Source organism: Plantactinospora soyae (genome assembly GCF_014874095.1).
GTDB lineage: Bacteria > Actinomycetota > Actinomycetes > Mycobacteriales > Micromonosporaceae > Plantactinospora > Plantactinospora soyae.
Genome location: NZ_JADBEB010000001.1, coordinates 5,954,034 through 5,979,185, shown reverse-complemented (window position 1 = coordinate 5,979,185; position 25,152 = coordinate 5,954,034). Strand labels below are relative to the sequence as shown.

Below are 25,152 nucleotides of genomic sequence, written 5' to 3'. Positions count from 1 at the left end.
CCACGGGCAACGGCGCGTCCCGAACAGGGTGAGCGCAGTCACGGCTCGCGATCAGGGTCGGGTGGAACTGGAGCGGCGGGCTCGGTGCAGGCCGAGCCCGCCCGCCTCACGCAGAGAGCCCCACGGTGGGCCACCCGGTGTTCGCCGCGGCAGGCACGAGCGCAGGCCGCGGCGGACACCGCACCGTGGGGTCAGGAGTGACCGTGCCCTCGGTCTTCGGCGGTGATACTGGTGAAGGTGTAGGTGTCGTCACCGATCTTCAGGGTGGTGACTACCGGCGCTCCGTCCAGGCGGGAGCTGGTGTGCCGAACCCGGATCTGCTGCCCGTTCTCGATCACGCCCGGCCTACTGCTCCAGCCCCCTCGGGTCTGGTACTCCCCGTTGACGACACTGACCCGTGCCCGACCGGTCAGGCCCTCGACCTTCCACTTCCGGCTGCTCACCTTCTTGCCCGCCTTGACGTCGGTCGCATCGGGGAACGGCGCGCGTTCGAAGACCTTCTTGCACATCTCGACGAACGCGGGCCACCCCGGGGAGTCGACATGTCCGGCGTTCTGCCGCCGGTAGCCGACGTACCCGTCGATGAACGCCTCGTCGAACGGCGGAGTCCCACCGATCGGCTCGCCGGGGCCCGAGGTGAATTCCGTGCCTTGCGGCACGACCAGACCGTCGACGCCGACCAGGTTGTAGACCTCCGTGGCGTGGGCACCGGCCAGGTACATGCCCCGCGGGTCGGCCCACGAGTCATTGTTGTTGCCACCGGTGATGTACACCACGCGCGGCGCGGCCAGTGCCACCATCGAGTGCCCGTCCACGCTCATCAGCTCGAGCCTGCGCGGCTTGTAGGTACCGTTCTTCGCCAGGCCGACCCCGGGGTTCTCCGGGTCGTCGACCAGCGGGCCCATCCACTTGAAGTAGTTGCCCGCCATCCAGTGGTACTCCAGGCTCTCGCCGGCATTGTTGGCGTAGTCGCCGTCGTTCTCGAGGTCCTGTCCCCAGTGGCGGCGGTTCATTCTCGCCCCGAGCGATCCGGACGAACTCGCGTAGGCCGCCTTGATCCGGGGATCGTAGGCGGCGGCGACGATCGTGGCCTTGCCGTACCGCGAGTGGCCCTGCACCCCGATCCGGTTGGCATCGGCACCGACGTACTCGCCCGGCGCGTCGAAGAAGTCGATCAGTCGGCTGATGCCCCAGCTCCAGGCGGCCAGCGCGCCCCAGTCACCGGGTTTCCTCCAGTTGCCCTTGTTGATCAAGCCGATGATGTAGCTGGACATGTTGGCCCCGCCGCTGTCGGGCTGCAACTGGGCGTTGGCGAATCCGAAGATCCCCCACCCCTGGGGACCCAGCAGCGACCATCTCGCCGTTCCGCCGAACACCACCACCACCGGGACCTCGGTCCGGGCGTCGTACGCCACCCGCGGAATCCGTAGCGTGCCGAAGATCCGCGGCGCGTTCCGCACCTCCGGGTACCTCGACGTGTCGATGATCCCGGTCACCGTACGCTCGGCGTAGTCGACACCGTCCGCCGTGCCGAACGAGACCGCTCCGAGCTCCCAGGTGATCTTCGGCCACAGTTTGCGGTCCGGGATCGTGCCGTACAGCTCTTCCTGGACCGCCTTGAAGATCTCCGGGCGGCGCTTGTTCCACCAGTCGTCGGGCGTCCGCACCGGCCGCCCGTTCTTCATCTCCAGCAGCTCGATCGGGGTGTACCCCCAACCATCGACCTCCGGGTTGTCCCCGGTGCCGTACCCGATCGCACCGGAACTGGTCGCGTCGTCATAGCTCGCCCAGAGTCCACCCAGCGCTCCCCTTCGTACCGGATGGCCGAAGGCATCGAACCAGAGCCGGGCCGCGGGGTCTCCCGCCAGGTTCGGCGGACGGTTCGGGTCGTCGAGCCATGAGCCCAGGTTCGGCAGCTTGATGCCGAGCTGGCAGAGCATCTGGTCGCGATCCTGGATGGTGCTGAGCGGCAGCGTCGGAAACGCCCCGAACTTCTGCACGCATTCGTGCACCGCGACCCTGGTCCGCGCGGCGGGGCTCGTCGCGGCGAGTGCCGAGCCAGGTGCGGCGGCGACCGCCAGGCCCAGGGGCGAGACACCTACGACACGGAGCAGAGTCCGCCTCGATGTGCCCCGCCCTCCACCGGCACCCGTGTCGGTACCGCGTTCCGGGGCTGGCAGTTCCGGGTTTTCCATAGGTTTCTCCTGCTGAATCGGCGTTTGTCTGTCAAGCGACAGCGACAAGAATCGGCACCCGGAGCGACTACCGGGAGGGTGACCGGCACGATGGTCAGCGTCCGGTGAACACGGCTCGGGCCCGTCCGCCGTTCGCGCTGACCCGGACCTCGAACTTGCTTCGGTGCAGGTTCGGGGCACGGGTGAAGTCGACCCGTACCTCGAACGTCGCGGTCCCGCCGGGCGGAATGCTGGCCGCGACGGGCACCGGGAACCGCTCCGGGTCCCGGCTCGTGATGACGTGGCCGGACTTGCCGGACCTGCCCGACCCGGTCGGTGCGAAGCCGTCCAGCCGCACGTCGTTGGCGGCGCCGCGGCCGGTGTTGGTCACCTCGACGGTCCAGACCGTCGCGCCCGGCCGGCCGCGCTGGACGCGCTCCACCCCGGTCACCCGGCCTTTCAGCCGCGCCAGGCCGGGCGCCGGCTCCTCGTCCACCTCCAGCAGCAGGGTGTCCCACCCCAGTCCGGTGCCCTCGGCGGTGCCGGCGCCTCGGGTGAACGTGATCGTGTTGGTGCCGACCACCAGCATCGACGCCGGGAACGACAGCGCGGCGAGCCGGGGGTATCCGCTGCGGTCGGCCTGGCGGGCGATCGTCGAGTCGTTGTTGTTCGGCAGCGAGCCGGTGATGTCCGTGGTGGAACCGTTGACGGCCACGGTGGGTCGGCCGCTGCGCTGCATCGAGCTGGAGACCGTGAGGTACGCGGTGCCGGTGTACGCACGGTCCAGCTCGAACGTGATCGTCCAGGTGCCCGCGTTCGTCTGGGCGTAGTACCAGTCCTGCGGTTCCCAGCTCTGCCCGATCGTGTACGTCAGATCCCCCGGTATCCGGGCCGGCTTGCCGAAGTTGCGCGGGTTGGCGAAGGTCTCCGGGTCGGTGGCGAGCGCGAACTCGCCGCCCATCCGGTCGGCGGAGCCGACCTGCCAGAGGAACGTGCCGTGGTCGGTCGGCGTCCACTCGAGCTCGCCGAGATCCTGCTTCGCCCCGCCGACGGTGATCCCGGTCAGCTTGAGTTGGTCGGTCACCGACCCCGTGGCGGCGAAGACGTAGAGGTTGTAGGTGCCCGGCGTGCGGGTGCCCGGCTGCCAGGCCGGCGGGATTCCGGGCAGGCTGAAGGTGCCGTCCTCGGCCGTCTTCACGAAGTAGGTCGGCTCGTGGATGGTGTAGACGTCGGTGACGTCCTGAGTGGACAACAGGACCCAGTGCCCGCCGGCGGGCCGGTCGTCGGCGATGCGCAGCCGGCCGGTGACCGTGGTGCGCTGGGCGGGCGGCGGATAGAAGGGGTCGACGATCCAGTCCGAGCCGCGCCGGTTCTCCCTGATCTCCGCCATGGCGATCCTGGCTGCCTCGGCGATCATCGCGTCCGGCTCGTCGGGGTCGCCGGTGTTGACGAACGTGTACCACGGCCCGTACAGCCGCTGGTAGCCGGCGGACAGCGGGTACGCCGGCAGCCCGTAGTGGTTGGCGCCGAAGTAGTTGCAGATCAGCGCGTCCTGGTGGATGGCCAGGTCCTGGTGGTTGGGGCCGACGCCGTAGAACGCGCACAACGTCTGGTCGCTGACCCCGCCGAGCGGGGTGAACCAGGCGCCGAAACCGTGTCCGTAGTGACCGAACATCGGGTTCTCGTGGTGGTACAGGCTCCAGTCGTACTTGGTGTAGAGGCTGCCCGGCGGCAGGTTCCCGGAGTTGCTCTCCGGCGACGGCAGGTCCGGGTTGTTGATGCCGTCGATCGGCCGGGTCTCGCCGCCCTGGGTGGCCAGATAGGCGTACGTCGGCTGCTGGCCCTTGCCACGCTCCCAGTTGAACGCGTGGTCCAGGATGGCCCGATCCCAGCGCGCGTTCATCCGGAGCTCGTTGATGGACTGCGCGACCACCGCGGTGAGGATGTCGTACCCGTAGAGGCCCCGCTTGCCGCGTCGCATGATCAGGTGGTGCTCGTGGCGCAGCCGCGGGCTGGTGTCGTCCACGAACGCCACCTCGACCAGATCCGCGCTGGCGCGCAGCACCCGTACCTCGGTGCAGACCAGCCGGCTGCTCCCGCCGCCCGCGTCGACATAGAACGAGTGCTGGCGGTCCGGGTCGAACGGCGCCGTGCCGTTGAGGTTGTGCGCCAGTTCGACGCCGTCCACCACGATGGAGGTGGCGGTGATGGAGACGTCGCTCCAGCCGGTGAGGATGCCGCCGGCCGCGTCGTCCCGGCCGAAGGCGAACCGGATCAGCCCGTTGTCAAGCACCAGGTCGTCGATGTCACCCGGGAACGGGTAGCTGCCGGGGGCCGCCGGCACGCCGTTGATCATTATCTGTACGCCACCCGGCTTGGGCGCCGCGACGGCGGAGCCCTGGCCCAGCAGCACGGGTGTCGCCGCGGCGGCACCCACCAGTCCGAGGGCGGTTCGTCGGGACACTTCTGCGGCCATACGACTGGTCCTCCTGTCGCAATGCCGGCTGACGGTGGTACGGGACCAGCCGCCGTCGGCGCTGAACGAGATCCTGGTGTCGGGTTCGGAGAAGTACGGTGCGTCGGTGAGGTCCACGGTCACCCGCGGGTGACCGTGGCTCCGGATGGAAGGCGTGGCACGACCGGTGGCGGCAACCGGCGGGCACCCCGGCCGGGGACGACCGACGGCGTCCGGCAGGTGAACCGAGCCTGGTTGTTGCCCATGGGACCGCTCCCGTCATGCGAACGATTCAGCTACGGCCGCCGCGGCGACCAATGTCCGCCCCATGGAGTGGAACGGCCGTGGCGGGCCGGAAAACCAGCGGCAGGTGGATGCGCCGACGGTGGGTAACCGTCGACCAGGAAAGCGCTTGCTTGAATCGATTCAGGATTCAAGAGTCTTGCGTTAGCAGGAGCGGCTTGTCAAGGGGCCCGACGACCCGGGAGCAGCGGTCGGTCCCGGTCGCCGTGGTCGACGGCCGGTGTGCCGCGGACCACCGATCCCGGCGAGAAGGCCACCTTCCGGTGCCGGTACCGGCCTACCGACCCCGGTCGCGGGGACTGCGCCGGTGAGCGCGGCCCGGTGCTGCCGTACGGTGCCGAGCGGCAGCGCGGCGGCTGCGGCCGACAACCCGCGTCTGGCGGTCGAATTGAAACATTTCAGTACGTCGACGCATTGTTGTTGACCATCGCCGATCCCACGACCGACCCTCGGCAGATTTCAGGACGGCCCTGAGGCCGGTGCGGGGCGGCGAGCGGTCCGGCGAAACGGCGAATGATCACGATGTCAGGCTGGCGCGATCCGCACGTCATGCGGTGCCTGATCGGGTGCGGCGAGCCGAAGTACCCGGTGGCCCTCGGCGGTGACCGCGTCGGTGTGGTCGGCCCGCAGCCGAGTGAACGGCTGGACGGTGACCAGCCCCGCACGTCGGTCCAGGTGCCAGGTGCCGGACACGGTTCCGTCGATCAGGACGGTGGGCTTGATCAGGTCGTCCACACATACCCGGCGTCGGGTCTCATTGGTCATGATCCGGGTCCGGTCGGCGTGGGCGAGCAGAAGGTTGTCGAATCCGGCGAGCAGTCGTACGGGTGCCGGCGTGTCAGGGTCGGGTCGGCACGCGTCGGGAAGGTCGTACACCGGGCGGCCCGATTCGTCGCGGAACGCTCGCAGCTCGCCGCTCATCTCGGCGACGATGTCCGGTAGCCCGCTGACCCCCGACCATGCCCGGATGTCCGCGGTGGTGGCAGGCCCGAATGCGGCCAGGTACCAGGAGACCAGTCGGCGCGGGTCCGGTGCTTCCAACGGACCGAGCTGTTCCTCCGCGAGGGCGACCGGGGTGCTGCCGAGCGTGTCCCAGGTGCCGCTCGGCGCGGGGTGCAGCAGCGGGAGCAGGTACTGCGCGGACCAGGCGAGCGCGCTGGCGTCGGCACCCGGTCGACGCTGGGCAAGTATCCGGCCGAGTTCGGGACGAGTCAGGGTACGCCCGGCCAGGATCGCCCGGGTGTCGGCGACCAGCTCGGTCAGGTCGACGCCGGCGGTACGCCTGCCGAACACGTTGCGTTGCACCCGAGTCAGCAGTGGGTCGAGCACCGGGCGCAACCAGCGGAAGTCGGTGGCGCTCGCCAGGTGCTGGGTTGCCCGCATCAGACAGGAGCGCACCAGGCGGCGGTCCTCGATCGCGGCGGTCAGTTCAGCCAGCGTGAAGCCAGCCAGTCGCGAGTGGAGGGCGAGGTAGGGGTCGTTGGGTTGCTGGGCGTTCAGGCCGCCGATCCTCTCGACCACCTCGACCCCTCCTGCACCGCCGCGCCGCAGTAGCAGCTGGCGGTGCAGGGTGGCCCGGTTCAGCGCCCGCCGACAGAGCACGTCGGTCGACGCGACGGAACGCTGTCGGCGGGCGCCCATCTCAGCGGACCTTCCGGAAGAAGGCGCGTACGTCGTTGGCGAACAGGTGCGGCTGCTCCGTGGCGAAGAAGTGACCGCCCTGGTCGTACTCCGACCAGTGCACCACGTTGTGCTCGCGCTCGGCGAACCGACGGATGGTGATGTCCCGCGTCGACACCAGCACACCGGTGGGGACGGCTCCGAGTTCGGCCGTCGTCCAGTCGTCGGAGCCTGCCGCATCGTCCGAGGCGGCCTCACCCCACTCGCCCGCCCCGCTGCTCCAGGCGTTCGCGGTGATGTCCTCGTAGTAGACCTGCGCGGCGGAACCACCGGTGCCGGTCAGCCAGTACAGGGTGACGGCGCTGAGCATCCGGTCGATGCCTATGGCGTCCTCGGGCATCCCGTCGGCGGGGTGGTCGGTCAGGCGCTGGAACATCTCGACCATCCAGGCGAGCTGCCCGGCCGGCGAGTCGTGCAGCCCGTACGCCAGGGTGTGCGGCGACTTGGCCTGGATCTGCAGGTAGCCGTCGTTGTAGCTGCCCATCGCCGCCAGGCGTTGCTGCTCGGTCTCGGTGAGCCCGTCCAGCTCCCCCTCGGCGCCGACCGGGTACGTGACCAGCGCGTTGACGTGGACACCGATCACATGGTCCGGGTCCTGCCGACCCATCGCGGGGGCGACGTAGGAGCCGGTGTCGCCGCCCTGCGCACCGTAGCGCGAGTAGCCGAGCCGGTCCATGAGCTGAACCAGCGCGGCGGCCATCTTCTCGCTGCCCCAGCCCGGCCCGGTCAGTGGCGCGGAGAACCCGAATCCGGGCAGCGACGGGATGACGAGGTGGAAGGCGTCGGCCGGGTCGCCGCCGTGCGCCCGTGGGTCGGTCAGCGGGTCGATCACATCGAGAAACTCCAGGAAGGAGCTCGGCCACCCGTGCAGCAGGATCAGTGGGGTCGCCTCCGGCTCGGGTGAGCGTACGTGCAGGAAGTGAATGGTCTGCCCGTCGATCTCGGTGACGTACTGCGGGATCTTGTTCAGCACTGCCTCGTACGCGCGCCAGTCGTAGCCGGTGCGCCAGTATTCGGTGAGACCTTTCAGGTATTCCACCGGTACACCGCGGCTCCAGCCGGCCTCGGGGAGCGTCGGCCAGCGGGTGTTGGCCAGCCGGGTGATCAGGTCGTCCAGGTGCTCCTGCGGTATGTCGATGCGAAAGGGGCGGATGTCCGAGTTCGAGTCCGTCATGCCGCCCACGTTATGCACCGGTTAGGTCAGAAACGCTCCTAACCGGGTGGCACACTGGGTGGCATGTTAGGCACCTCGGCCAGGCTGCTGAAGCTCCTGTCGCTGCTGCAGACGTACCGGCACTGGTCGGGTGCCGAACTCGCCGACCGGCTCAGCGTGACCGCCCGCACGGTGCGCCGGGATGTCGACCGGCTGCGCGAACTCGGCTACCCGGTGCACGCCACCCAGGGCACCCCGGGCTACCGGCTGGGCGCCGGCGCGGCCCTGCCGCCACTGCTGCTCGACGACGACGAGGCGGTGGCGGTCGCGATCGGGCTGCGCACCGCCACGGCCAGTTCGGTGGCCGGCATCGAGCAGACCGCGCTGCGCGCGCTGACCAAGCTGGAACAGGTGCTCCCGTCCCGGCTACGGCACCGGGTCAAGACGCTGCAGCAGGCAACCGTCCGGGTCGGCGCCGACGGGCCCCACGTCGACGCGGACGTCCTGCTCACGATCTCGGAGGCCAGCGGCCGGCGTGAGCGCCTGCGGTTCGATTACACCAGCCACGACGGCACCGGGACGCTACGCGAGGTTGAGCCGCTCACCCTGGTCAACTGGGGTCGGCACTGGTATCTCGTCGCCTGGGACAACGGTCGGGACGACTGGCGGACGTTCCGCGTCGATCGGTTGCGGCCCCGGACCCCGACCGGGCCGCGGTTCACCCCCAGGGACCCACCCGACGGCGACGTGATCGCGTACCTGTCGCGGCAGCTGTCCACCGGGCCATGGGCCGTGCGGGCGACCGTCGTCATGCACCAGCCGGCCGCCACCGTGGCCGACCTGGTCTGGCCGGGGATGGGTGCCGTGGAGGCCGTCGACGACAGCAGCTGCCTGCTGCACCTCGGGGCCGAGTCGCCCGCGGATCTGGCCTGGATGGTCACCTCGGTCGGCGTCGACTTCACCGTGCACGAACCCCCCGAACTCGTGGACGCGATCCGCACGCTCGGTGAACGCTGCCGCCGCGCCATCTGATCCGGCCAGGTGTGGCAGGGGCGGTACGCCCGGGTGGCCGCGCGGTCTTCCTGGCGAGTCGGGCTTCCTGGCGGGCCCGGCTTCCTGGCGGGTCGGGTAGCGCACCTGACACACCGGCGGCCCCGCGACGGCCTGGAAGCGGGCCGCCGCGCGGAGCGGTCGGCTCCGGAGGCGCGACGGCGGCGGTTCAACAGATCCGGGGTACGCCCCAGGTGGGTGAGATGTACGGGAAGTTCGGCCCGCTTTTCGGCATGTTGATAGCGTCGAGCCGCGTGAGTGAGAGCGGCGTTCCTCCTGCGACGGTTGGAGCGCTCTCCGCCGCTCAATCTGACCTGCGCGGCTGGGGCGGTGGCGGTAAGTCGCCGAGCATGAGCCAACAGCATGCGCGTGATCGCGAGGAATCGGCTCGAGTTGATGCGGGCCCTGGGACACGACCGATTCAATGCTGTCGGTCAGGAGCGTGGGGCGCGCTGCACCTACCGGCTCGCGCTCGACGACCTGACGCTGTCGTCCGGTCAGCCGTTGACGACATCGTCCCCATCGGCGCCTGCTCCCACCTATCGCACGAGAAAGGAAGACCAATGCCCATCACGCGTATCGCGATCCGCGAGGGTAAGCCCGAGACGTACAAGAAGACACTGCTCAGCCAGATCTACGAGGCCATGCGGGAGACCGTCAAGATCAAGGACGGCGACCGCTTCATGGCCATCACGGAGCACAGTGACAATGCATTTGCCTACGGCGATTTTCTCGGCATCCAGCGGTCAGCCGACCTGGTGCAGATTCAGATCTTCTGGACACCGGGCAAGCCCACCGAGGCCAAGATGGCGATGTATCGCGCGATCGTCGAGCGGCTCGGCCGCGACCCGGGGGTACGTCCCGAGGATGTGCTGATTTCGGTGGTCGAGGCCGGCGCGGAGAACTGGTCCTTCGGTAACGGGGAAGCCCAACTCTTCAAGGCGCAGTGAGCGCGTGTCATGACGATTGCCGACACCGTTGGGCGGTAATACCTCAACGATTCAAGCAGCGGAGGCCGCACCGGGCAAGATGCCCGATGCGGCCTCCAGTGCTCGTGCTGAGCAGCCGGCGCTGGGTCATCCCCGCTTTGACACGCGCAGCGGGAACGTCGGGGCGCCGACGGTGTCGAGCGTGATGGTGTTCGCCGCCACGTACCGGTCCAGGTACGGCGACCGGTCACCCTGGGTGGGCGAGTCGAACCGCGGTTCCTGCACCTCCAGGCCGAGCCGTGCGTCGGTGACGGTGATCGTCTGACCCGAGGGAACAGGGCGCCAGCCCCGTGAGGTGATGGTTCCGATCTGGACCCCCAACTGGTGCCCTCGCTCGAAGGTCCAGTCCGTCGCCTTCAGGGCGAACGAGGTCGACCTGTCGTGGTCCAGCGCTGCGACGTTCTCGTCGAACATCGTCGACCTGCCGTCCGGGGCGACGTCCCACAGCCGTACCCAGACGTTGCCCTGTCCCCTGGTCTTCAGCGTGACCTCCGGCGTGCCCGTGATCCGCACCTGCTTCGACGCGGGCGTGGAGAAGGTCCAGTAGCTGTTGCCAGGCACGTCGGAGCTGAGCGCACTCGTCTGGTCAGCCGTCGGCGAGCCGGCCTCCGGCGCGTACTCGATGTCCCAGCCGTCGGCCTGCGGCGCCGTCATCGGCTCGGCGGTCCGCTGCGCCTGGCCGCCGTCGTCGACGTACCGCCCGGGCGACAGCCGCGCCGTGTACGAGTCGTCGATCACCGGCCAGGTCGGCTGGGCGCGCCAGTTGCCGAGGCTGTCCTCGATGGAGAACGCCGGGTCGGTCACCGACGGTTTGATGCCCCGCAGGTGCTGGTCGTAGAAGCGCATCACCTCGTCGAACCAGCCGGCCCGGCCCATCTTGAGCTGGCCGTTGCTGTCGGTCTCGTTGCCGCGGACGTGTTCCCACTGGCCAAGCCAACCGCGTTCCGGGCCGTGGTGGTTGGCCAGGTACTTCTGCATGTCCTCGGGCTTGGTGTTGTCCTCGATGAAGCCCGACGTGACGAACAGCGGCGTCCGGGAGCCGGCGGCGCGGGAGGCGAAGTCACGGGCCCGCCAGAACGCCGACTTCGGGTCGGGATCCTGGGTGTTGGTGCTGTTGTCGATCTCGCACTCGGGGTGGCTCTTCTCGTACTCCGCGTTCGCCCGGTAGCGGTCGCTGTCGTCACCCAGCGGCGGCATCGTGGCGATCGAGTAGTAGCTCCGCGGGCTGCTGGTCGCGTTGGAACGCGGCACTCCGTTGCTGAACAGGTAGTTGTACCTGTCCCACGTCGGTTCCTGGGCAACGATCGCCCGCAGAGGCTTGAGCTTGAGGACGTTGGCCGCCAGCCCGGTGTTGGCGTCGTACGACTTGCCGTACATGCCCACCTTGCCAGTCGACCACGGCTGGCGCGCGGCCCACTCGACGGCCGCCTTGATATCGGCCTGCTCGCCCGGGCCGAGGAAGTCCAGGCAACCTGTGCTGCCGCCGAAGCCGCGCAGGTCGACCATCACGAAGGTGTATCCACGCTCCATCAGCCGCGCACCGTCGATCAGGTCCTGAAAGCGCGCCGACGGCCCGACCTGGTCCCACCCCCCGGGAGAAGTCTCCCCCGCGTGCGAGAAATACGGGCCCACCGACAGGATCACCGGCGTCTTCGCACGCGCCGGCAGGTGTGCCGGGCGCAGCACGTCGGCGTGCAGCTCGACCCCACTGCCGTCGGAGGACGGGAAGTACGTCTCCGTCCACGCTGCCCCTTCGGGAACCCGTGGGTTCTCCTCATGGGTGATCGGTGCGCCAACTGCCGCAGATGCCGGAGCGGCCTGTGCCACCGAGGGTAGGCCGCCCGTGGTGAGGCTTGTGATGATGGCCAGTGCCCCCGCCGCCGCGACAGGCAGGGCCACCCTCCTCCGAAGGTTCATCCAACCTCCACCTAACTCCAGACGAGGTCGCCTGGTCAGCCACTGATGCTAATGATCTTTGCCGACTATGGATCCCACAGTTATCTCCCCGTGACCTCCGCTCCGGTCGGCGCCGCGCAGGTCGTCGTTCAGTCATCCGCTGGCTCGACCGGCCTGTGCTGACGGCGCAACTTGGTTGTGCTGTCGAACCATCTGGTTGTATGGTCGAACCATGGACGATGCCGACGAGGTGGGGACGGCGCAGGACGCCCTCATGCGGTTCGTCCGCAACTTCGGCCTTCACCAGCCGGACCGCACTCCGTGCGGGCAGCCGTTGCCGGTCTCCGAGGCCCACGCGATGGTCGAGATCGCTCGGGAGGGTCGCCTGCGGCAGGCCGAGTTGACCCGGCGGTTACGGCTGGAGAAAAGCACGGTCAGCCGCCTGGTCTCCAACCTGGAACGGCGCGGCTGGGTACGGCGGCAGGCGGCCCTCGACGACGGCCGGGGAGTACTGCTCGAACTTACCGAGGCCGGCGCGACCGCTGCGGCCCGGCAGGCCGAGGCCCGTCGGAACCGGTTCACCGCGCTCTTGGCCCGGGTCCCTGACGACCAGCGCGCGGCGATGGTGCGAGCGCTGCAGACCCTGGCGGAGGCCGCTGATGAGAACGAATGACCGTGCCCGGGCCCGCTCCTGGATCGGTGCGATCGTCGCGGCCACCGGCATCGCGCTGGTAAGCGCGGGCTGCGCCGACGGCGGCGCGCCAGGGACACCGACCGCGACCGCCGACCGGCAGTCGCAGGTCGCCGAGCGGGGCGAGTCGGTGATGCCGTTCGACCTCGACCGCACGACGCACCACTTCGTCAAGACCGACGGTGGGGGCGTGCAGACCGTCGTCGCCGACAATCCCCGGGACGCCGGTCAGGTCGACCTGGTCCGGGAGCACCTGCGGCAGGAGGCCGACAGTTTCCGTCGCGGCGACTTCTCCGACCCGGCGAACATCCATGGTGGCCAGATGCCGGGGCTCGCCGTCCTTCGCGACAGCGCCGGCAAGATCACCATCGGGTACGAGACGACCGCTGACGGCGCGCGGATCACCTACACCGCGAGCGACCCCGCGATCGTCACCGCCCTGCACGCCTGGTTCGACGCTCAGGTCGGCGACCACGGTGTGCACGCGACACCCGGTGCACCCTCCTCGGCGACGCCTGCGGCCGGGTCGACGGCTACCTCCCGGTAGCCGTACCGGCGTCGGTGGACGTCGCGCTATCTGCCGGTCGGCGCGTAGGCGGCCAGGATGGTCTCGGTGATGAAGACCGGGGCATCGGTACGGTCGAGGCGGCCCGCCGCCACGTCGTTGGCCGCGCCGTGCATGACATGGTGCAGGACGCTGGTCAGCCAGTCGGGGGGCAGGTCGACGCGGAAGGCCCCCGTGGCCTGGCCCCGGTGGATGAGTTCGTCGACGCGCTGCGCGGGTTTCAGGTGGAGTTGCTGTACGCGTTCGGGCGGCAGCGCTGTCTGAGCGGCTTCGAGCACGGCGCTTGACTGGGCGATCAGCAGCCAGCTCGACCTGATCAGAACGCTGAGCGCGTGGCGCGGATCGCCCGTGAGATCGAGGCTCTCCAGGACCTTCTCTCCCTCGGCCAGTACCCGCTGCAGCGCGGCCTCGACCAGGACCTCTCGCGACGGGAAGTGCCCGTACAGGGTCACCCGGCCCACCCCTGCGGACTGGGCGATCTCGCTCACGCTCGCGTCGGCATTGCGGCTCAGGCAGGCAACCGCCGCGTCCAGGATCTTGTCGGCGTTGTGGCGGGCATCGGCGCGGCGGGGCGGCCTGGCCGGTGGGTGAGACATGTAACTCCCTCAACTCAAACAGCGGTGTACGAGTTATCGTATCCCCCGTACAACTCGTACACACCTGTTCGACTTAGTGACGGGAGTTTGATCGTCATGACGGGACCGACAACCACAACCGGCCTGCCCCGCAGCCCCCATCCACAGCGGTGGAGGATCCTCGGGCTCGTCGGCATCGCCCAACTGATGCTCATCCTGGACGTCACCGTCGTCGCGATCGCCCTACCGCAGATGGGCGCCGACCTCGGCCTACAGCGGGAGACCCTGACCTGGGTGGTGAGCGGCTACACGCTCACCTTCGGCGGCCTGCTCCTACTCGGTGGTCGCGCCACCGACATCTTCGGCGCGCGGCGCCTCGTACTCGCAGGGCTACTGTTGTTCGCTGCGGCATCCCTGACCGCCGGCCTGGCAACCAACGGCCCCATGCTGCTGACCGGCCGCGTCGCACAGGGACTCGCCGCCGCGATTCTCTCGCCCGCCGCGCTCTCACTGGTCGTCACCATCTTCGACGGCGACGAGCGGAACAGGGCCCTCGGGATCTGGTCGGCGCTCGGCGGCACCGGGGCGGCCCTGGGCGTTCTGTTGGGCGGGGTGTTGACCGCTGGTCCGGGATGGCCCTGGGTGTTCTACATAAACGTCCCGGTGGGCGTGTTGTTGCTGCTCCTGCTCCGGACGCAACTGCCCCCGCAGCCGAACCCGGGCGCGCGGGCGCGCCTCGACGTGCCAGGCGCGATGCTGGTGACCGCGGCCACCGGCTCCCTACTCTTCGCCCTGATCGGCGCCGGAGACCGGGGCTGGGGCAGCCCGACCACACTCCTGCTCGTCACCGCGGCGGTGCTCCTCTACGCCGCCTTCGTCACCCGTCAACGGCTTGCCGCCAGTCCGCTCATGGACGTGCGGCTCCTGCTGCGCCGGCCGGTCGCGGCCGGAACGATGCTGATCCTCGTCGCGACCGCCCTCATGATCACCGTCTTCTTCCTCGGCACGTTCTACCTCCAGGACCACCGCGGCTACGGCGCGCTCCGTACCGGACTGCTCTTCCTCCCGGTGGCGCTGGCGACCATGGCCGGCGCGCACACCGCCGGCCGCCTCCTGGGCCGTACCGGCCCCCGTGCTCTCGGCGTCCTCGGGCTTCTCGTCGCGGCCGTGGGCATGGCCATGCCCGCCATCTGGGACGGCAGCGCGGCGATGGTGGCAGGTGTCAGCGTCGCCGCCGCCGGAACCGGCGCCGCCTTCGTCGTCGCCTCCGCCACCGCGCTGGGACAGGTCGACCCGGCCGAAGCCGGCCTCGCCGCCGGAATCGTCAGCACCTTCCACGAATTCGGCGCCTCGCTCGGCGCCGCCCTGGTCTCCAGCATCGCCGCGGCGAGCATCGCCGGAACAAGCAGCGCCGGTTTCACCAACGGCTTCACCACCGGCGCGGTCATGGCCGCCGTCGCCGCCGTCGCGGCCTTCATCCTCATTCCCCACTCTCGCCCGCGCACCTGACCCACGGCCGACGGTGCGGGATGTGTACGGGTTTCGGGACGGTCGGCGGCACAGGATGCCGAGAAGACGGCGATGACCCGCGGCAACCCGCACCGGCGCCCGTGACACCGGTCCTCCTGGAAGGAAACGACGGTATGACCGGTCAGCCACCCGCTATCCGGACGGCGCGTACCCCATCGCCGGCCAGGACACTCGTCGCCGGCTCCGCCATCATGAGCCTCGCCAACTCGGTCACCATCCCTTTCCTGGCGGTGTTCCTCCGCAACGAACTCGGCCTGTCGGTCACCACCGTCGGCCTCGTCATCGGCTCGTCGGTCCTGTTCGGCATCTGCGGAGGCTTCCTCGGCGGCGCCCTGTCCGACATCGTGGGCCGACGAAGAATCCTGCTCATCGCCCTGACCATCGTGACCGGCAGCTTCGTCGGCTTCTACTTCACCCACCATGTCGTCGCGGCGTTCCTGTTCAACGCGGCCATGGCCTTCGCGACGAGCTCCTTCAACCCGGTCGCGAAGGCGCTCCTGAGCGACCTACTATCGCCCCACCTACGCGTGAGGTGGTTCTCGCACCAGTACCTGGCCATCAACGCTGGATACGCCGTCGGGCCGCTGATCGGCGTGGCGCTCGGCCTCACCGGCGTACGGATCTCGTTTCTGGTCGCCGCCGTGGCGTACCTGCTGTACCTCACGCTGCTGTGGCGTGGTACCCGTACATTGCCACTCCCGCCGCCCGCCACCGTCGAACCCGCCACCGTCCAGGGCACAGCGAGCGCGATCGCACGCGGCATCGGCGACTCCGTCCGGGTGATGGCCTCCGACCGGCGACTGCTCGTCCTACTGATCGCGGCGATCCTGTTGGAGGCCGTCCACAGCCGGATCTCGCTCCTGCTCGCACAGAACTTCGTCATCGACTTCGCCGACAGCGCCCGGATCCTGGCCACCGTCATGACGACAAACGCGGTCGGCGTGATCCTGCTCCAGCCCGTCGCCGCCCGCTACGTCCAGCGGCGCAGTCCGGTCAACGCCATCACCATCGGCGGCCTGCTCACCTTCCTCGGCATGGCGGGCTTCGCGTTCTCCCAGCAGACCTGGCACTACATCGTCGCGATGCTCGTACTCACCCTCGGCGAAACCCTCATCGTTCCCTCCGAGTTCGTCCTCATCGACCGAATCGCCCCACCGGACCTACGCGGCAGCTACTTCGGCACCCACACCTTCGCGCAGGTCGGCGGATTCGCCGGACCCGTGCTCGGCAGCCTCGTCCTCGCCAGCCTCGGCGGCACCGCCATGTTTCTCACCGTCGGGTCGCTGGCGCTGGTCAGCGTCGGCATCTATCTGCTCGTCGGCCGCCGCATACCCGACCTCAACCGCCTCGCCAAACAACTCGACACCGCAACAGCGCCATGATCGGCCTCATCACGCGCCCCCGCCGCCCAGGGTCGGCGGCGACGCCGGCCCATTCTCGCCAGGAGCCGGTTCGGCCGTGCGTACAGTGGGGCCGGCCGGGTCGCCGGAAGAACCGCAGCGCCGAATGCTCCGGGCGACGCGGGCGACTCCGCCACCGCCGGTGTCATCTCCGCCGCCGCGTCCGGCACTCCTGGCCGGCTGCCAGAGGCCAACCCGCAGAGGGGGGAAGTCGTGAGAATCCATGAGGACCCGACCGCGAAGGCCCGTCGGGTCTGGGAGGCGATGGCGCCCCGCTACGACCGGGAGATCAGTCTCCTGGAGAGGATCTGGTTCGCCGGCGGCCGTGAGTGGGTCTGTTCCCGTGCCACCGGCCGGGTGTTGGAGGTCGCCGTCGGCACCGGCCGCAACCTGCCGTTCTACCCCTTGGAAGTGAGGGTCACCGGGGTCGAGCTCAGCCCGGCCATGCTGGAGATCGCCCGCCACCGCGCCGCCGAACTCGGCCGCGACGTCGACCTTCGCGAGGCCGACGCTCAGGCCCTACCGTTCGCCGACGCCGCCTTCGACACGGTGGTGTGCACGCTGTCGCTGTGCGCGATCCCTGACCATGCCCGTGCGATCGGCGAGATGACCCGGGTGCTGCGCCCCGGCGGGAAACTGCTCCTGCTGGACCATGTCGCCAGCCGCTGGTGGCCGATCCGGGCCGGGCAGCGGGTCCTCGAGGCGTTCACCATCCGCAGCGCTGGCGAACACATGACCCGCCGCCCGTCGCCGATGCTCGCCGAGGCGGGGCTGTGGGTGACCGAGTCGCAGCGGCTGAAGGCGGGCACCGTGGAGCGGGTGCTGGCGATCAAGCCCAGCTGAGCCGTTGCCGTAGCAGCGACTGTTCCGCCGGGTTGGTGGCCAACGCCAACGACCCCGCTTCCTGTCCCTCGAATGCCCGGCTGTTCCTGCCGACGTCGTGCGACGAGCAGGACGTCGACAGGCCCACCAACCGGCCGCGTTCCTCCGCTACTTGCCGCCGATGCCGGCTACGGCGACTGCCGGTGCCGGACAGCTCAAGATGCAGGTCACTGCCGATTCCCCGCGCCGAATTGACCCATAGATTTGTCATGGGATTGCACCCCACCAGCGGTCTTTTCCGCTCCTAGATTTGTCCTCATGACAAGCAGCGACGTACGCCGGGCCAGCGTCGCACAGGCCGCGCCGACGGCGTTCCGGCCCCTGATCGACGCCCCTGCCCGCGCCCGCGTACCAACGTTCTCGTCGCCGCCGCTGTGATCGCCGACACGGCGGTCATTGCCGCCGACTTCACCCCCGTTCGCGGCCGACGGACAACCACCACGATCGCGACCAGCACCGGCGAACGCGCCACCGCCTGACCGACCAGAAAGTGCAGCCCTGATGAACATGCTTAAAAACGCCCTGAAGTCCGCCGTTCGCGGTGAGGTCTGGGTGCCCGGAGAGCCCGACTTCGACACCGTCCGCCGGCCGTGGAACCTCGCCGTCGAGCAACCGGTCGCCGCCGTGGTCGAGGCCGACGACGCCGACGACGTCGCCGCCCTCGTGCGCTACGCCCGCTCCGCCGGCCTCGGCGTGGCCACGCAGCCGAACGGGCACGGCGCCACCGGCCGTACCGACGGAACGATCCTGCTGCGCACCCGCCGCCTGGACACCCTCCGCGTCGACCCGGTCACCCGCCGGGCCTGGGTCGGCGCGGGCGTGTCGTCGGGCCGGGTACAGGCGGCTGCCGCGCCGCATGGGCTGACCGGCCTGCCCGGTAGCTCCCCGGTTGTCAGCCTCACCGGTGTCGCACTCGGCGGCGGGCTGAGCTGGTTCGGCCGCGTACACGGCTGGGTCGCCGACAGCGTCACCGCGTACGAGATCGTCGACGCCGGCGGCCACCAGCGGCGGGTGACCGCCGAAACCGACCCCGACCTGTTCTGGGCGCTACGCGGCGCGGGCGGCGACTTCGCTGTCGTCACCGCCCTGAAACTCGCCCTGCACCCCGCCCCCCGCCTCTACGGCGGTCGGACACTGTGGACTGTCGAACACGCTCCCGCCGTACTGGCGGCCTACCGGCAGATCACCGCCACGGCACCGGACGCGCTGACCACCTGGCTCGACCTACTGCACTTCCCCGGTGCCGAACCCATGGTCGCGGTGGACGCCACCTACCTCGGCGAGCAGGACGAGGCACGTGACCTGCTCGCCCCGCTCGACCGCCTGCCCCGGCCGCTGGCGGACAGTCGGCGGATGATGTCGGTGGCCGAGTTGGGGTCGATCACCGCCGAGCCGACCGCCCCCAGCCCCGGCCTGTCCCGCGCGGAGTTGCTGACCGACCTGGAAGCCGTCGAGGCGCTCTTGGCCGACCCGATCGCGCCGCTGCTCAGCGTGCAGATCCGGCACCTCGGCGGCGCGTTCACCCGTCCGTCCGACAGCCCGCACGGGCCGCTGACCGAGCCGTACCTCCTGTATTTGTTCGGCATCCCCGGCGAGCCCACGACGACCGGAGCGGTCACCGCCAAGCAACGAGCGCTCGCCAGCGCCCTGCCCGTCACCGGCCGCAAACCCTTCACCTTTCTCAACCCCGACGAGACCGTCGCCGACGCCTTCAGCCCGAACGTCGTGCAACGGCTACGCGGCATCAAGCGCCGCCACGACCCGGGCAACGTGTTCCGCGCCAACTTCCCGATGGCGGGCTGAGCCGGACGCATCACTACGCCCGGCCGATCGAGGAGAGCGGGCGGCTCATCGAAAGGTCACAGTCAGAGCAGCCAGGTCCAGATGGTGCCGTCCCAGTGACCGGAGACCACAAACGTCCTGCCGCCGATGTCGCCCATCGCGATCGACATGGCGCCCTTGTCGGGGCCGGTGAGTCCCTCGCCGTAGGGTTGCCCGGTCGCCAGGTCCCAGATGCGGATCTGGTTGTCGTCGCTGCCGCTGATCGCCACGGTCCGGCCGTTGAGGACACCCACGGCGGCGGACTTCACCGCGACCCGGAATCGGTTGAGCGTGTGGCCGCCGGGTTTGGGCGCGGTGAGGTCCCAGCTGCGGAACTCGCCGTCGTCGCTGCCGGAGACCGCTACGGTCCTGTCCCCGATCGCGCCGACGGCCATCGCCCACACCGCCGCCTCATGTGTGCCGAGCACCTGGACGGCGCGTTCGGCTTCCACGTCCCAGAGCCGGACGGCGCCGTCGGCACCGCCGGTGACGGCGATCGTCGTACCGTGCAACGTGCTGGTGGCGACGCTGGTGATCTCGGTGTCGAGCCGCTCACCGAGCACCGTGCCCGTTGTCGAGGGGGAGGCCGGGTGCCAGACGCGCACCGTATGGTCGTCGCTGCTGGACACAGCCACGGTCGCACCCCGCACCCTGCCGAGCGCGACGCCGTTGATACCTCCGCCGAGCCGGTCGCCCAACTGCGTACTCGCGGGCGGGTCGGCGGTGAGATCCCACACCCGCAGCGTGCCGTCGACGCTGGCGGACACCGCGATAGGAGAGCTGAGCCCGACGGAGAAAACGGGTTTGTCATGATGTTTGAGCGGGATGCCGCGCGCGGTTCGGGTCAGCGGGTCCCACAGTTGCACCGTGCCGTCCCCCCGGCCGACGATGACGACGGGCTCGCCATGCAGCGCGCCGAAGGCGACGGACCACGTCGGGTTGTCAGGGCTGATCGGAGGGCAGAGGAGACTCCCCGCCGGGTCGTAGCCCTGATCGCCGGAGGCGTTGTCCGGGCTCGCCTCCGCTCCCGACTTCGCCGGTCCACCGAACTGACGGATCAGCAGCGGAACCGCCACACCGGCCAGCGCCAACGGCGTCGCCAGGATGATCCGTCGCCGCGTGACCAGGGGCCCGCGGGGCGCGGCCTCCGCCCCGGCCGGCACGGCCCCAGCTGGCGCCGGCGCCGACACCGACACCTGCGCGGGCTCGTACTCGGACCCGGGCGGCTCCACCGGCGGACAGGATCGGGTCGGCGCGGGCGGGCGTGGATGACGGTCAGTGTGGTCGCGGAGCCGCCGGTACGCCTCGTCCCACGCCTGGCGGTCCCCGAGCCCGACCGGCAGCGGGACGTCCTGCTCGGCCGCGATCCGCAGACAGGTGTCGACGAAGACCTCGAAGTTGGCCGGCTCCGGCCGAACGGGACGACTCTGGCTGACCATGTCGGCGATCGTGCTGCGTTTGAGCCGGATGCGTTCTTCGTCGCGCCGTCTTGGCGTCCGAGAACTCTCGATCTCCAGTCGCCGAATGGAAAGACCTGCCAATTCCCGCAGCGTCTGTAGTCGGCGGGCGAACTCCGCACGGGGATCGGCGGGCTCGTCCACTCGCCCTCCCCGGCGCTTCGGACGCGGAGGTGTCCGATGCCGCCGGACACCTTGGACATCCGCCATCGTACACGTCTACCAGGGACTTCTCGGCAGGCCGCAGGAAAGCGTCCGCTCTGCTTGCCGGACATGGCGGGTGCACCGAATCGTCGATTCCGCACACTTCGCCGCGCCATGCGGATCGCGGTACCTGTCCGTTGCCAAAGGAGAAGCCTCACATGATCCATCGGATTCTGTCGCCACTGGTCACGAGGAAGGGACGCAGCCTGAAACGACTCCTGGTCACGGCCATCAGCCTCCTGGTCGTCGCTACGCCGGTCGTCGTCGCCACCAGCACGCCCGCACAGGCCGATTATCCGCCGATCGCGACCAAGTTCGAGCTACGCAGCGCGTACAACGGGAAGTGTTTGGAGATTCTGGGTTTGACCAACAGCAACGGCGCCGGCGTCGGCGTCTGGGACTGCTGGGGTGGCGCCAATCAGTTCTGGTATTGGGACAGCGACCTGCAGGCGATCCGCAGCTACATGAACCACAAGTGCCTGGAGATCCTGAGCTTCGACAACAACAACGGCGCCCAGGTCGGCACGTGGGACTGCTGGGGCGGCGCCAATCAGCGGTGGAGCTACCCGGGGATCGACGGCTCCACCGTGATCAGCAGCTACTTCAACGGAAAGTTCCTCGACCTGCTCTACCACGACGGGCGAAACGGCGCCTGGGCGGGAATGTGGCAACCGACCTGGCAGAGCAACCAGTACTGGCAGGTAAGAACCTATAACTGGTGACTGCGCCGACCTGACGGTGCCGGGCCGATCGGTCCGGCACCGTTCATCTGCGGATGGAACCCGAACATGGCGACCGACCCGAAGGCTCTTCCCGCAGGTCAAGGAACTGCCGGTCCGGAGGGCGACGGTGAATCACCTGCCAGCACCGCCCGCCAGGCTCGACTCTGCCGGGCGAAGTCACCACCGGCGGCAGCCAGCGCAGCCACGGATCCCTGCTCCAGCACCGTGCCGTCATCGAGGACGACCACCCGGTCGGCGAGCCGGAGCGCGGTGAACCGGTGCGCGATGAGCAGGGCCGTACGACCGGTCAGGAGCTTTCGCAGCGCGTCCTGGACCGTCCTCTCACTTTCGGCGTCGAGAGCCGCGGTCGCCTCGTCCAGCACGACGAGTACCGGGTCGGCCAGGCATACCCGGGCGAGCGCGACCAGCTGGTCCTGGCCGGCAGAGAGCCGGTAGCCGCGCCGCCCGATCCGGGTCTGGTAGCCGTCGGGCAGGCGGGCGATGAACCGGTCCGCTCCGACGAGCCGGCACGCCCGTACCACCTCCTCCTCGCCTGCACCGGGCCGGGCCAGGGCCACGTTCTCCATGACGGTGGCCGTGAAGACGAAGCTTTCCTGGAGCACCGGCACCACCGCCCGGCGGAGCTCATCCTCCGGAACCCGGGCCAGGTCGGTGCCGCCCAGCAGTACTGTCCCCCGGGTCGGGTGGTAGGCCCGGATGAGCAGCTTTGCGATCGTCGACTTGCCCGCACCGGTTGCCCCTACCAGGGCCACCGTCTCTCCCGCGGCGATCCGGAAGGAGACGCCACGCAGGGCGGGACGGGACCGCCCGGCGTAACTGAACCAGATGTCGCGCAGTTCGACCTCACCCGGTGCCGCCGCAGGGTGGCGAGCCGGTCCGGGTGGCCGAGGCACATCCTCGGGTTCCCGGCCTACGAGGTCGCCGAGCCGCTCCAGCGCCGCCACGGCTGCCTGGCAGGTCTCCAGGAACGAGGCGAGGTCCTGCAGCGGGTCGACCAGGCGGCGCAGGAACAGCAGGAATGCCGTCACCTCGCCGACGCTGGCCTGGCCGCGCGCGATCCGGTACGCCCCGACGACGAGGACGGCGGCCACCGCCGTGTTGCCGGCCAGCCGGACCGCCGGCGGAAAGAGCCCGGCCAGCAGAAGTGCCCGCTGGTGAGCACGGCGGTACCGCCGGGACGACCGGTGCAGGGCGGCGGCGGCCCGCTCCTGCGCGCCGAACGCCTGCAGTACCCGGACGACCCGGGTGGCCTCGAGCAGGCCGGTGGTGAGATCGGCGGTGGCCCGCTGGGCCGCACGGTGTGCCCGACCACCACGGCGGCGTACCCAGCCCAGCAGCAGGGCGACCGGCGCGAGCGCGGCGGCGGTGAGGCAGGCCAGTGGGCCATCCACGAACGGGAGCACCGCGCCGATCACGATCACCGTCAGCAACCGGGTGACCAGGCCGTCGGGGCCGGCGTCGAAGAGCCGGCCGACCGTCTGCACATCGCCGCCGGCACGGCTGAACGCCTCGCCCGAATGGTGCTGGTCGTGGAACGTGCTGGACTGGCCGAGAGCGGCGCCGGCCACCCGGCAGCGCAGCTCGAAGAGCATCTCCTGGCCCAGCATGCTGACCTGGTAGAGGACCCGGTGTGTCAGGGTCAGCTCGGCGGCCGCGGCGGTCAGCAGCAGGCCGGCGAGCAGGGCCGCCTCCACCCAGCGCCGCTCGACGAGCGCGGGGATCCCGCGATCCAGCATCCGGCCCACGAGCAGCGGCACAGCGATCGTGGCGAGCAGCTTCGCCGGCAGCACGACGGCTATCCGCAGCAGCTCCCGGCGGCGCGGGCGGGCCAGCAGGGCGACCAGCCGGCGGGCCGACCCGGGCCCGCCGGCCGGCGGCGGCGACGACGTCACGGCAACCTGCCGTCGATCCGCCCGCCCTGCAGCCGGACCACCCGGCCGGGAAACGCCGCGAGCGGCCGGTGCCGGGTCAGCCACAGCACGGTGGTGCCGCCGAGCCGCTCGGTGACCGCCGCAGCGACCTGCTGCGCCGTGCGCGGGTCCAATCCCACCAGCGGGTCGTCGAGCACGAGTAGTCGCGGACGGCACAGGAACGCCCGGGCCAGGGCGAGGCGCCGGCGCTGTCCTCCGGACAACGACAGGCCGGCCTCGGTCAACGGTTCGTCGAGGCCGTACCGGAGGTCATGGACGAACGACGCCTGGGCGGTCCGGAGTGCCTCGGCCACCTCGGCGTCGTCCGCCTCCGGACGGCCGAGCCGGACGTTGTCGCCGATGGTGCCGGCAAACAGGCCCGGATGCTCCGGCACCGGAGCGACGACCTCGGCCCGGCGGTCGGCCGGCAGGTGGCGCAGGTCGGTACCGTCGATCAGGATCCGGCCCCGGCTGGGCTCGTACAGGCCGGTGAGCAGGGCGGCCAGCGTGCTCTTTCCGCTGCCGGCGGCACCGACCACGGTGACCTGCTCACCCGCCGCGACCCTCAGGTCCAGCCCGGTCAGCACCGCCGGACCGGCCCGCCGATCCGGACCGGGCTGCGGATAACGGAACCAGACCTGGTCGAGGAGCAGCTCGGCACCGCGCGACCCGACCTTCGCCGGACGGAAGGAGGGCGGCGTTGCCGGTACGGGCGGCCGGTGCAGCAGCTCCGACACCCGTTCGGCCGCCGCCTCGGCCTGCTGAAGCTGGTTCATCAGCCCGCTGAGCGACTGGACCGGCCAGAGCAGGAAGAGCCAGAGGGTGAGAAAGGCGATCAGGGTACCTACGGTGACCGCGCCGGCCCAGACGGCGGCACCGCCGGCACCGATGACCATCACCAGAACCGCCGAGGGATACCCCTCGACCAGGGTGCTGAGTGCCGTCCACCGCCGGGCCCGTTCCCGCTGGCTGCGGCGTAGCCGGTCGGCGGCCTCCTCGAGGCGCGCGGTGAACTCGTCGCGGCGCCCGAACGCCTGGATCGTGTCGACCCCCTGGATGGATTCGTCGAGCAGGTCGGCGAACGTCTCGCCGTCCTGCTGCACCTGCCGGGTCACCTCGCGGGAGGAGTGCTCCCACCGTCGCGCCAGAACGGCCAGCGGCACCGTGGCGGCCCCGACCAGCAGCCCCAGCGGCCAGCTCAGCCACAGCAGCAGTGCGACCACCACGACCACGGTGAGCGAGTTGATGATCAGAAATGGCAGGCCGAAGCTGACGAACCGGCGCAGCACCGCGAGATCGGCCACGATCCGGGTGGCCAGCACCGCGGGAGTATGCCGGTCGTGGAACGCGGCGGGCTGCGTCAGCACCCGGCCCACCAGGCGATGCCGCATGGTCTCCTCGACCGCCAGGGCCGTGGTCGATCCGGCGAGGCGGCGCAGCGCGATCAGGACCGCCTCCCCGCCCGCGCAGAGGACCGTCAGGACGGCGATCAGCGGCAGGCCGTCGGTGTCGCCGCGCAGCGCGTGGTCGTCGAGAAGCCGCCTGGCCAGCAGCGGCAGGAGGATACCGGCCAGCATCGATGCGGCGGCGAGTACGGCGTTGAGCACCAGCGCGCGCCGATGCGGACGCAGCGCCCCGCGAAGCCGCCAGAGCGCGCCGGCCGGCCGGTGCACC

General features: G+C 70.1%; 19 protein-coding genes. 9 read left to right on the top strand and 10 right to left on the bottom strand.

Going from position 1 to position 25,152, the window contains the following annotated elements:
- Window positions 1-191: 191 nt before the first annotated feature.
- The 4 genes from H4W31_RS26050 to H4W31_RS26035 all read right to left on the bottom strand — a co-directional run bounded on the left by H4W31_RS26050 (window position 192) and on the right by H4W31_RS26035 (window position 7,786).
- Window positions 192-2,195, bottom strand: coding sequence for a glucuronyl esterase domain-containing protein (locus H4W31_RS26050; protein ID WP_192769061.1), 2,004 nt, complete (start codon window positions 2,193-2,195; stop codon window positions 192-194).
- Window positions 2,196-2,289: 94 nt separating this feature from the next.
- Window positions 2,290-4,638 carry a polysaccharide lyase family protein gene (locus tag H4W31_RS44415; protein WP_192769060.1) on the bottom strand — a complete coding sequence of 783 codons (2,349 nt, stop codon included), beginning with the start codon at window positions 4,636-4,638 and terminating at the stop codon, window positions 2,290-2,292.
- Between the two features lie 819 nt (window positions 4,639-5,457).
- Window positions 5,458-6,573 (bottom strand): winged helix DNA-binding domain-containing protein, encoded by a 1,116-nt coding sequence (locus tag H4W31_RS26040; RefSeq protein ID WP_192769059.1) that lies wholly within the window; start codon window positions 6,571-6,573, stop codon window positions 5,458-5,460.
- A 1-nt stretch (window position 6,574) separates the two neighbouring features.
- The gene (locus H4W31_RS26035; RefSeq protein WP_192769058.1) at window positions 6,575-7,786 is read right to left on the bottom strand and encodes an epoxide hydrolase family protein; all 1,212 of its coding nucleotides are present in this window, start codon (window positions 7,784-7,786) and stop codon (window positions 6,575-6,577) included.
- Window positions 7,787-7,849: 63 nt separating this feature from the next.
- Here H4W31_RS26035 and H4W31_RS26030 point away from each other — a divergent pair, with 63 nt between their 5' ends.
- On the top strand, window positions 7,850-8,797 hold the full coding sequence (locus H4W31_RS26030) for a helix-turn-helix transcriptional regulator (RefSeq protein ID WP_192769057.1): 948 nt from the start codon (window positions 7,850-7,852) through the stop codon (window positions 8,795-8,797).
- A 581-nt stretch (window positions 8,798-9,378) separates the two neighbouring features.
- Complete coding sequence (locus tag H4W31_RS26025) at window positions 9,379-9,765, top strand: tautomerase family protein (RefSeq protein ID WP_192769056.1); 387 nt, start codon at window positions 9,379-9,381, stop codon at window positions 9,763-9,765.
- A 126-nt stretch (window positions 9,766-9,891) separates the two neighbouring features.
- Here H4W31_RS26025 and H4W31_RS26020 read toward each other — a convergent pair whose 3' ends face one another.
- Window positions 9,892-11,721 carry a CocE/NonD family hydrolase gene (locus H4W31_RS26020; RefSeq protein ID WP_192769055.1) on the bottom strand — a complete coding sequence of 610 codons (1,830 nt, stop codon included), beginning with the start codon at window positions 11,719-11,721 and terminating at the stop codon, window positions 9,892-9,894.
- Window positions 11,722-11,932: 211 nt separating this feature from the next.
- On the opposite strand from H4W31_RS26020, the gene H4W31_RS26015 reads away from it, so the two are divergent.
- Complete coding sequence (locus tag H4W31_RS26015; RefSeq protein ID WP_192769054.1) at window positions 11,933-12,373, top strand: MarR family winged helix-turn-helix transcriptional regulator; 441 nt, start codon at window positions 11,933-11,935, stop codon at window positions 12,371-12,373.
- Complete coding sequence (locus H4W31_RS26010; protein ID WP_192769053.1) at window positions 12,360-12,938, top strand: aspartate carbamoyltransferase; 579 nt, start codon at window positions 12,360-12,362, stop codon at window positions 12,936-12,938. The genes H4W31_RS26015 and H4W31_RS26010 overlap by 14 nt, the downstream gene beginning before the upstream one ends.
- Window positions 12,939-12,964: 26 nt before the next feature.
- Here the strand turns inward: H4W31_RS26010 and H4W31_RS26005 are convergent, their stop codons facing one another.
- A complete protein-coding gene (locus H4W31_RS26005) occupies window positions 12,965-13,552 on the bottom strand; it encodes a TetR/AcrR family transcriptional regulator (protein ID WP_192769052.1) in 588 nt (195 codons plus the stop codon).
- Window positions 13,553-13,648: 96 nt separating this feature from the next.
- On the opposite strand from H4W31_RS26005, the gene H4W31_RS26000 reads away from it, so the two are divergent.
- The 3 genes from H4W31_RS26000 to H4W31_RS25990 all read left to right on the top strand — a co-directional run bounded on the left by H4W31_RS26000 (window position 13,649) and on the right by H4W31_RS25990 (window position 17,304).
- Complete coding sequence (locus tag H4W31_RS26000; RefSeq protein ID WP_192769051.1) at window positions 13,649-15,040, top strand: MFS transporter; 1,392 nt, start codon at window positions 13,649-13,651, stop codon at window positions 15,038-15,040.
- A 134-nt stretch (window positions 15,041-15,174) separates the two neighbouring features.
- Window positions 15,175-16,443 carry an MFS transporter gene (locus tag H4W31_RS25995; protein ID WP_192769050.1) on the top strand — a complete coding sequence of 423 codons (1,269 nt, stop codon included), beginning with the start codon at window positions 15,175-15,177 and terminating at the stop codon, window positions 16,441-16,443.
- Between the two features lie 231 nt (window positions 16,444-16,674).
- The gene (locus H4W31_RS25990; RefSeq protein WP_318783409.1) at window positions 16,675-17,304 is read left to right on the top strand and encodes a class I SAM-dependent methyltransferase; all 630 of its coding nucleotides are present in this window, start codon (window positions 16,675-16,677) and stop codon (window positions 17,302-17,304) included.
- Here H4W31_RS25990 and H4W31_RS25985 read toward each other — a convergent pair.
- A complete protein-coding gene (locus tag H4W31_RS25985; RefSeq protein ID WP_192772830.1) occupies window positions 17,291-17,554 on the bottom strand; it encodes a hypothetical protein in 264 nt (87 codons plus the stop codon). The genes H4W31_RS25990 and H4W31_RS25985 overlap by 14 nt on opposite strands.
- 290 nt (window positions 17,555-17,844) lie before the next feature.
- On the opposite strand from H4W31_RS25985, the gene H4W31_RS25980 reads away from it, so the two are divergent.
- On the top strand, window positions 17,845-19,146 hold the full coding sequence (locus H4W31_RS25980) for an FAD-binding oxidoreductase (RefSeq protein ID WP_192769049.1): 1,302 nt from the start codon (window positions 17,845-17,847) through the stop codon (window positions 19,144-19,146).
- A gap of 62 nt (window positions 19,147-19,208) precedes the next feature.
- Here the strand turns inward: H4W31_RS25980 and H4W31_RS25975 are convergent, their stop codons facing one another.
- A complete protein-coding gene (locus H4W31_RS25975) occupies window positions 19,209-20,603 on the bottom strand; it encodes a WD40 repeat domain-containing protein (RefSeq protein ID WP_192769048.1) in 1,395 nt (464 codons plus the stop codon).
- Between the two features lie 380 nt (window positions 20,604-20,983).
- On the opposite strand from H4W31_RS25975, the gene H4W31_RS25970 reads away from it, so the two are divergent.
- Complete coding sequence (locus H4W31_RS25970; RefSeq protein ID WP_192769047.1) at window positions 20,984-21,547, top strand: RICIN domain-containing protein; 564 nt, start codon at window positions 20,984-20,986, stop codon at window positions 21,545-21,547.
- Window positions 21,548-21,645: 98 nt separating this feature from the next.
- On the opposite strand, the gene H4W31_RS25965 is transcribed toward H4W31_RS25970, so the two are convergent.
- Together H4W31_RS25965 and H4W31_RS25960 are read right to left on the bottom strand one after the other, a co-directional pair.
- A complete protein-coding gene (locus H4W31_RS25965; RefSeq protein WP_192769046.1) occupies window positions 21,646-23,460 on the bottom strand; it encodes an ABC transporter ATP-binding protein in 1,815 nt (604 codons plus the stop codon).
- Window positions 23,457-25,151 (bottom strand): ABC transporter ATP-binding protein, encoded by a 1,695-nt coding sequence (locus H4W31_RS25960; RefSeq protein WP_192769045.1) that lies wholly within the window; start codon window positions 25,149-25,151, stop codon window positions 23,457-23,459. Before H4W31_RS25960 ends, H4W31_RS25965 begins: the two co-directional genes overlap by 4 nt.
- Window position 25,152 lies beyond the last annotated feature (1 nt).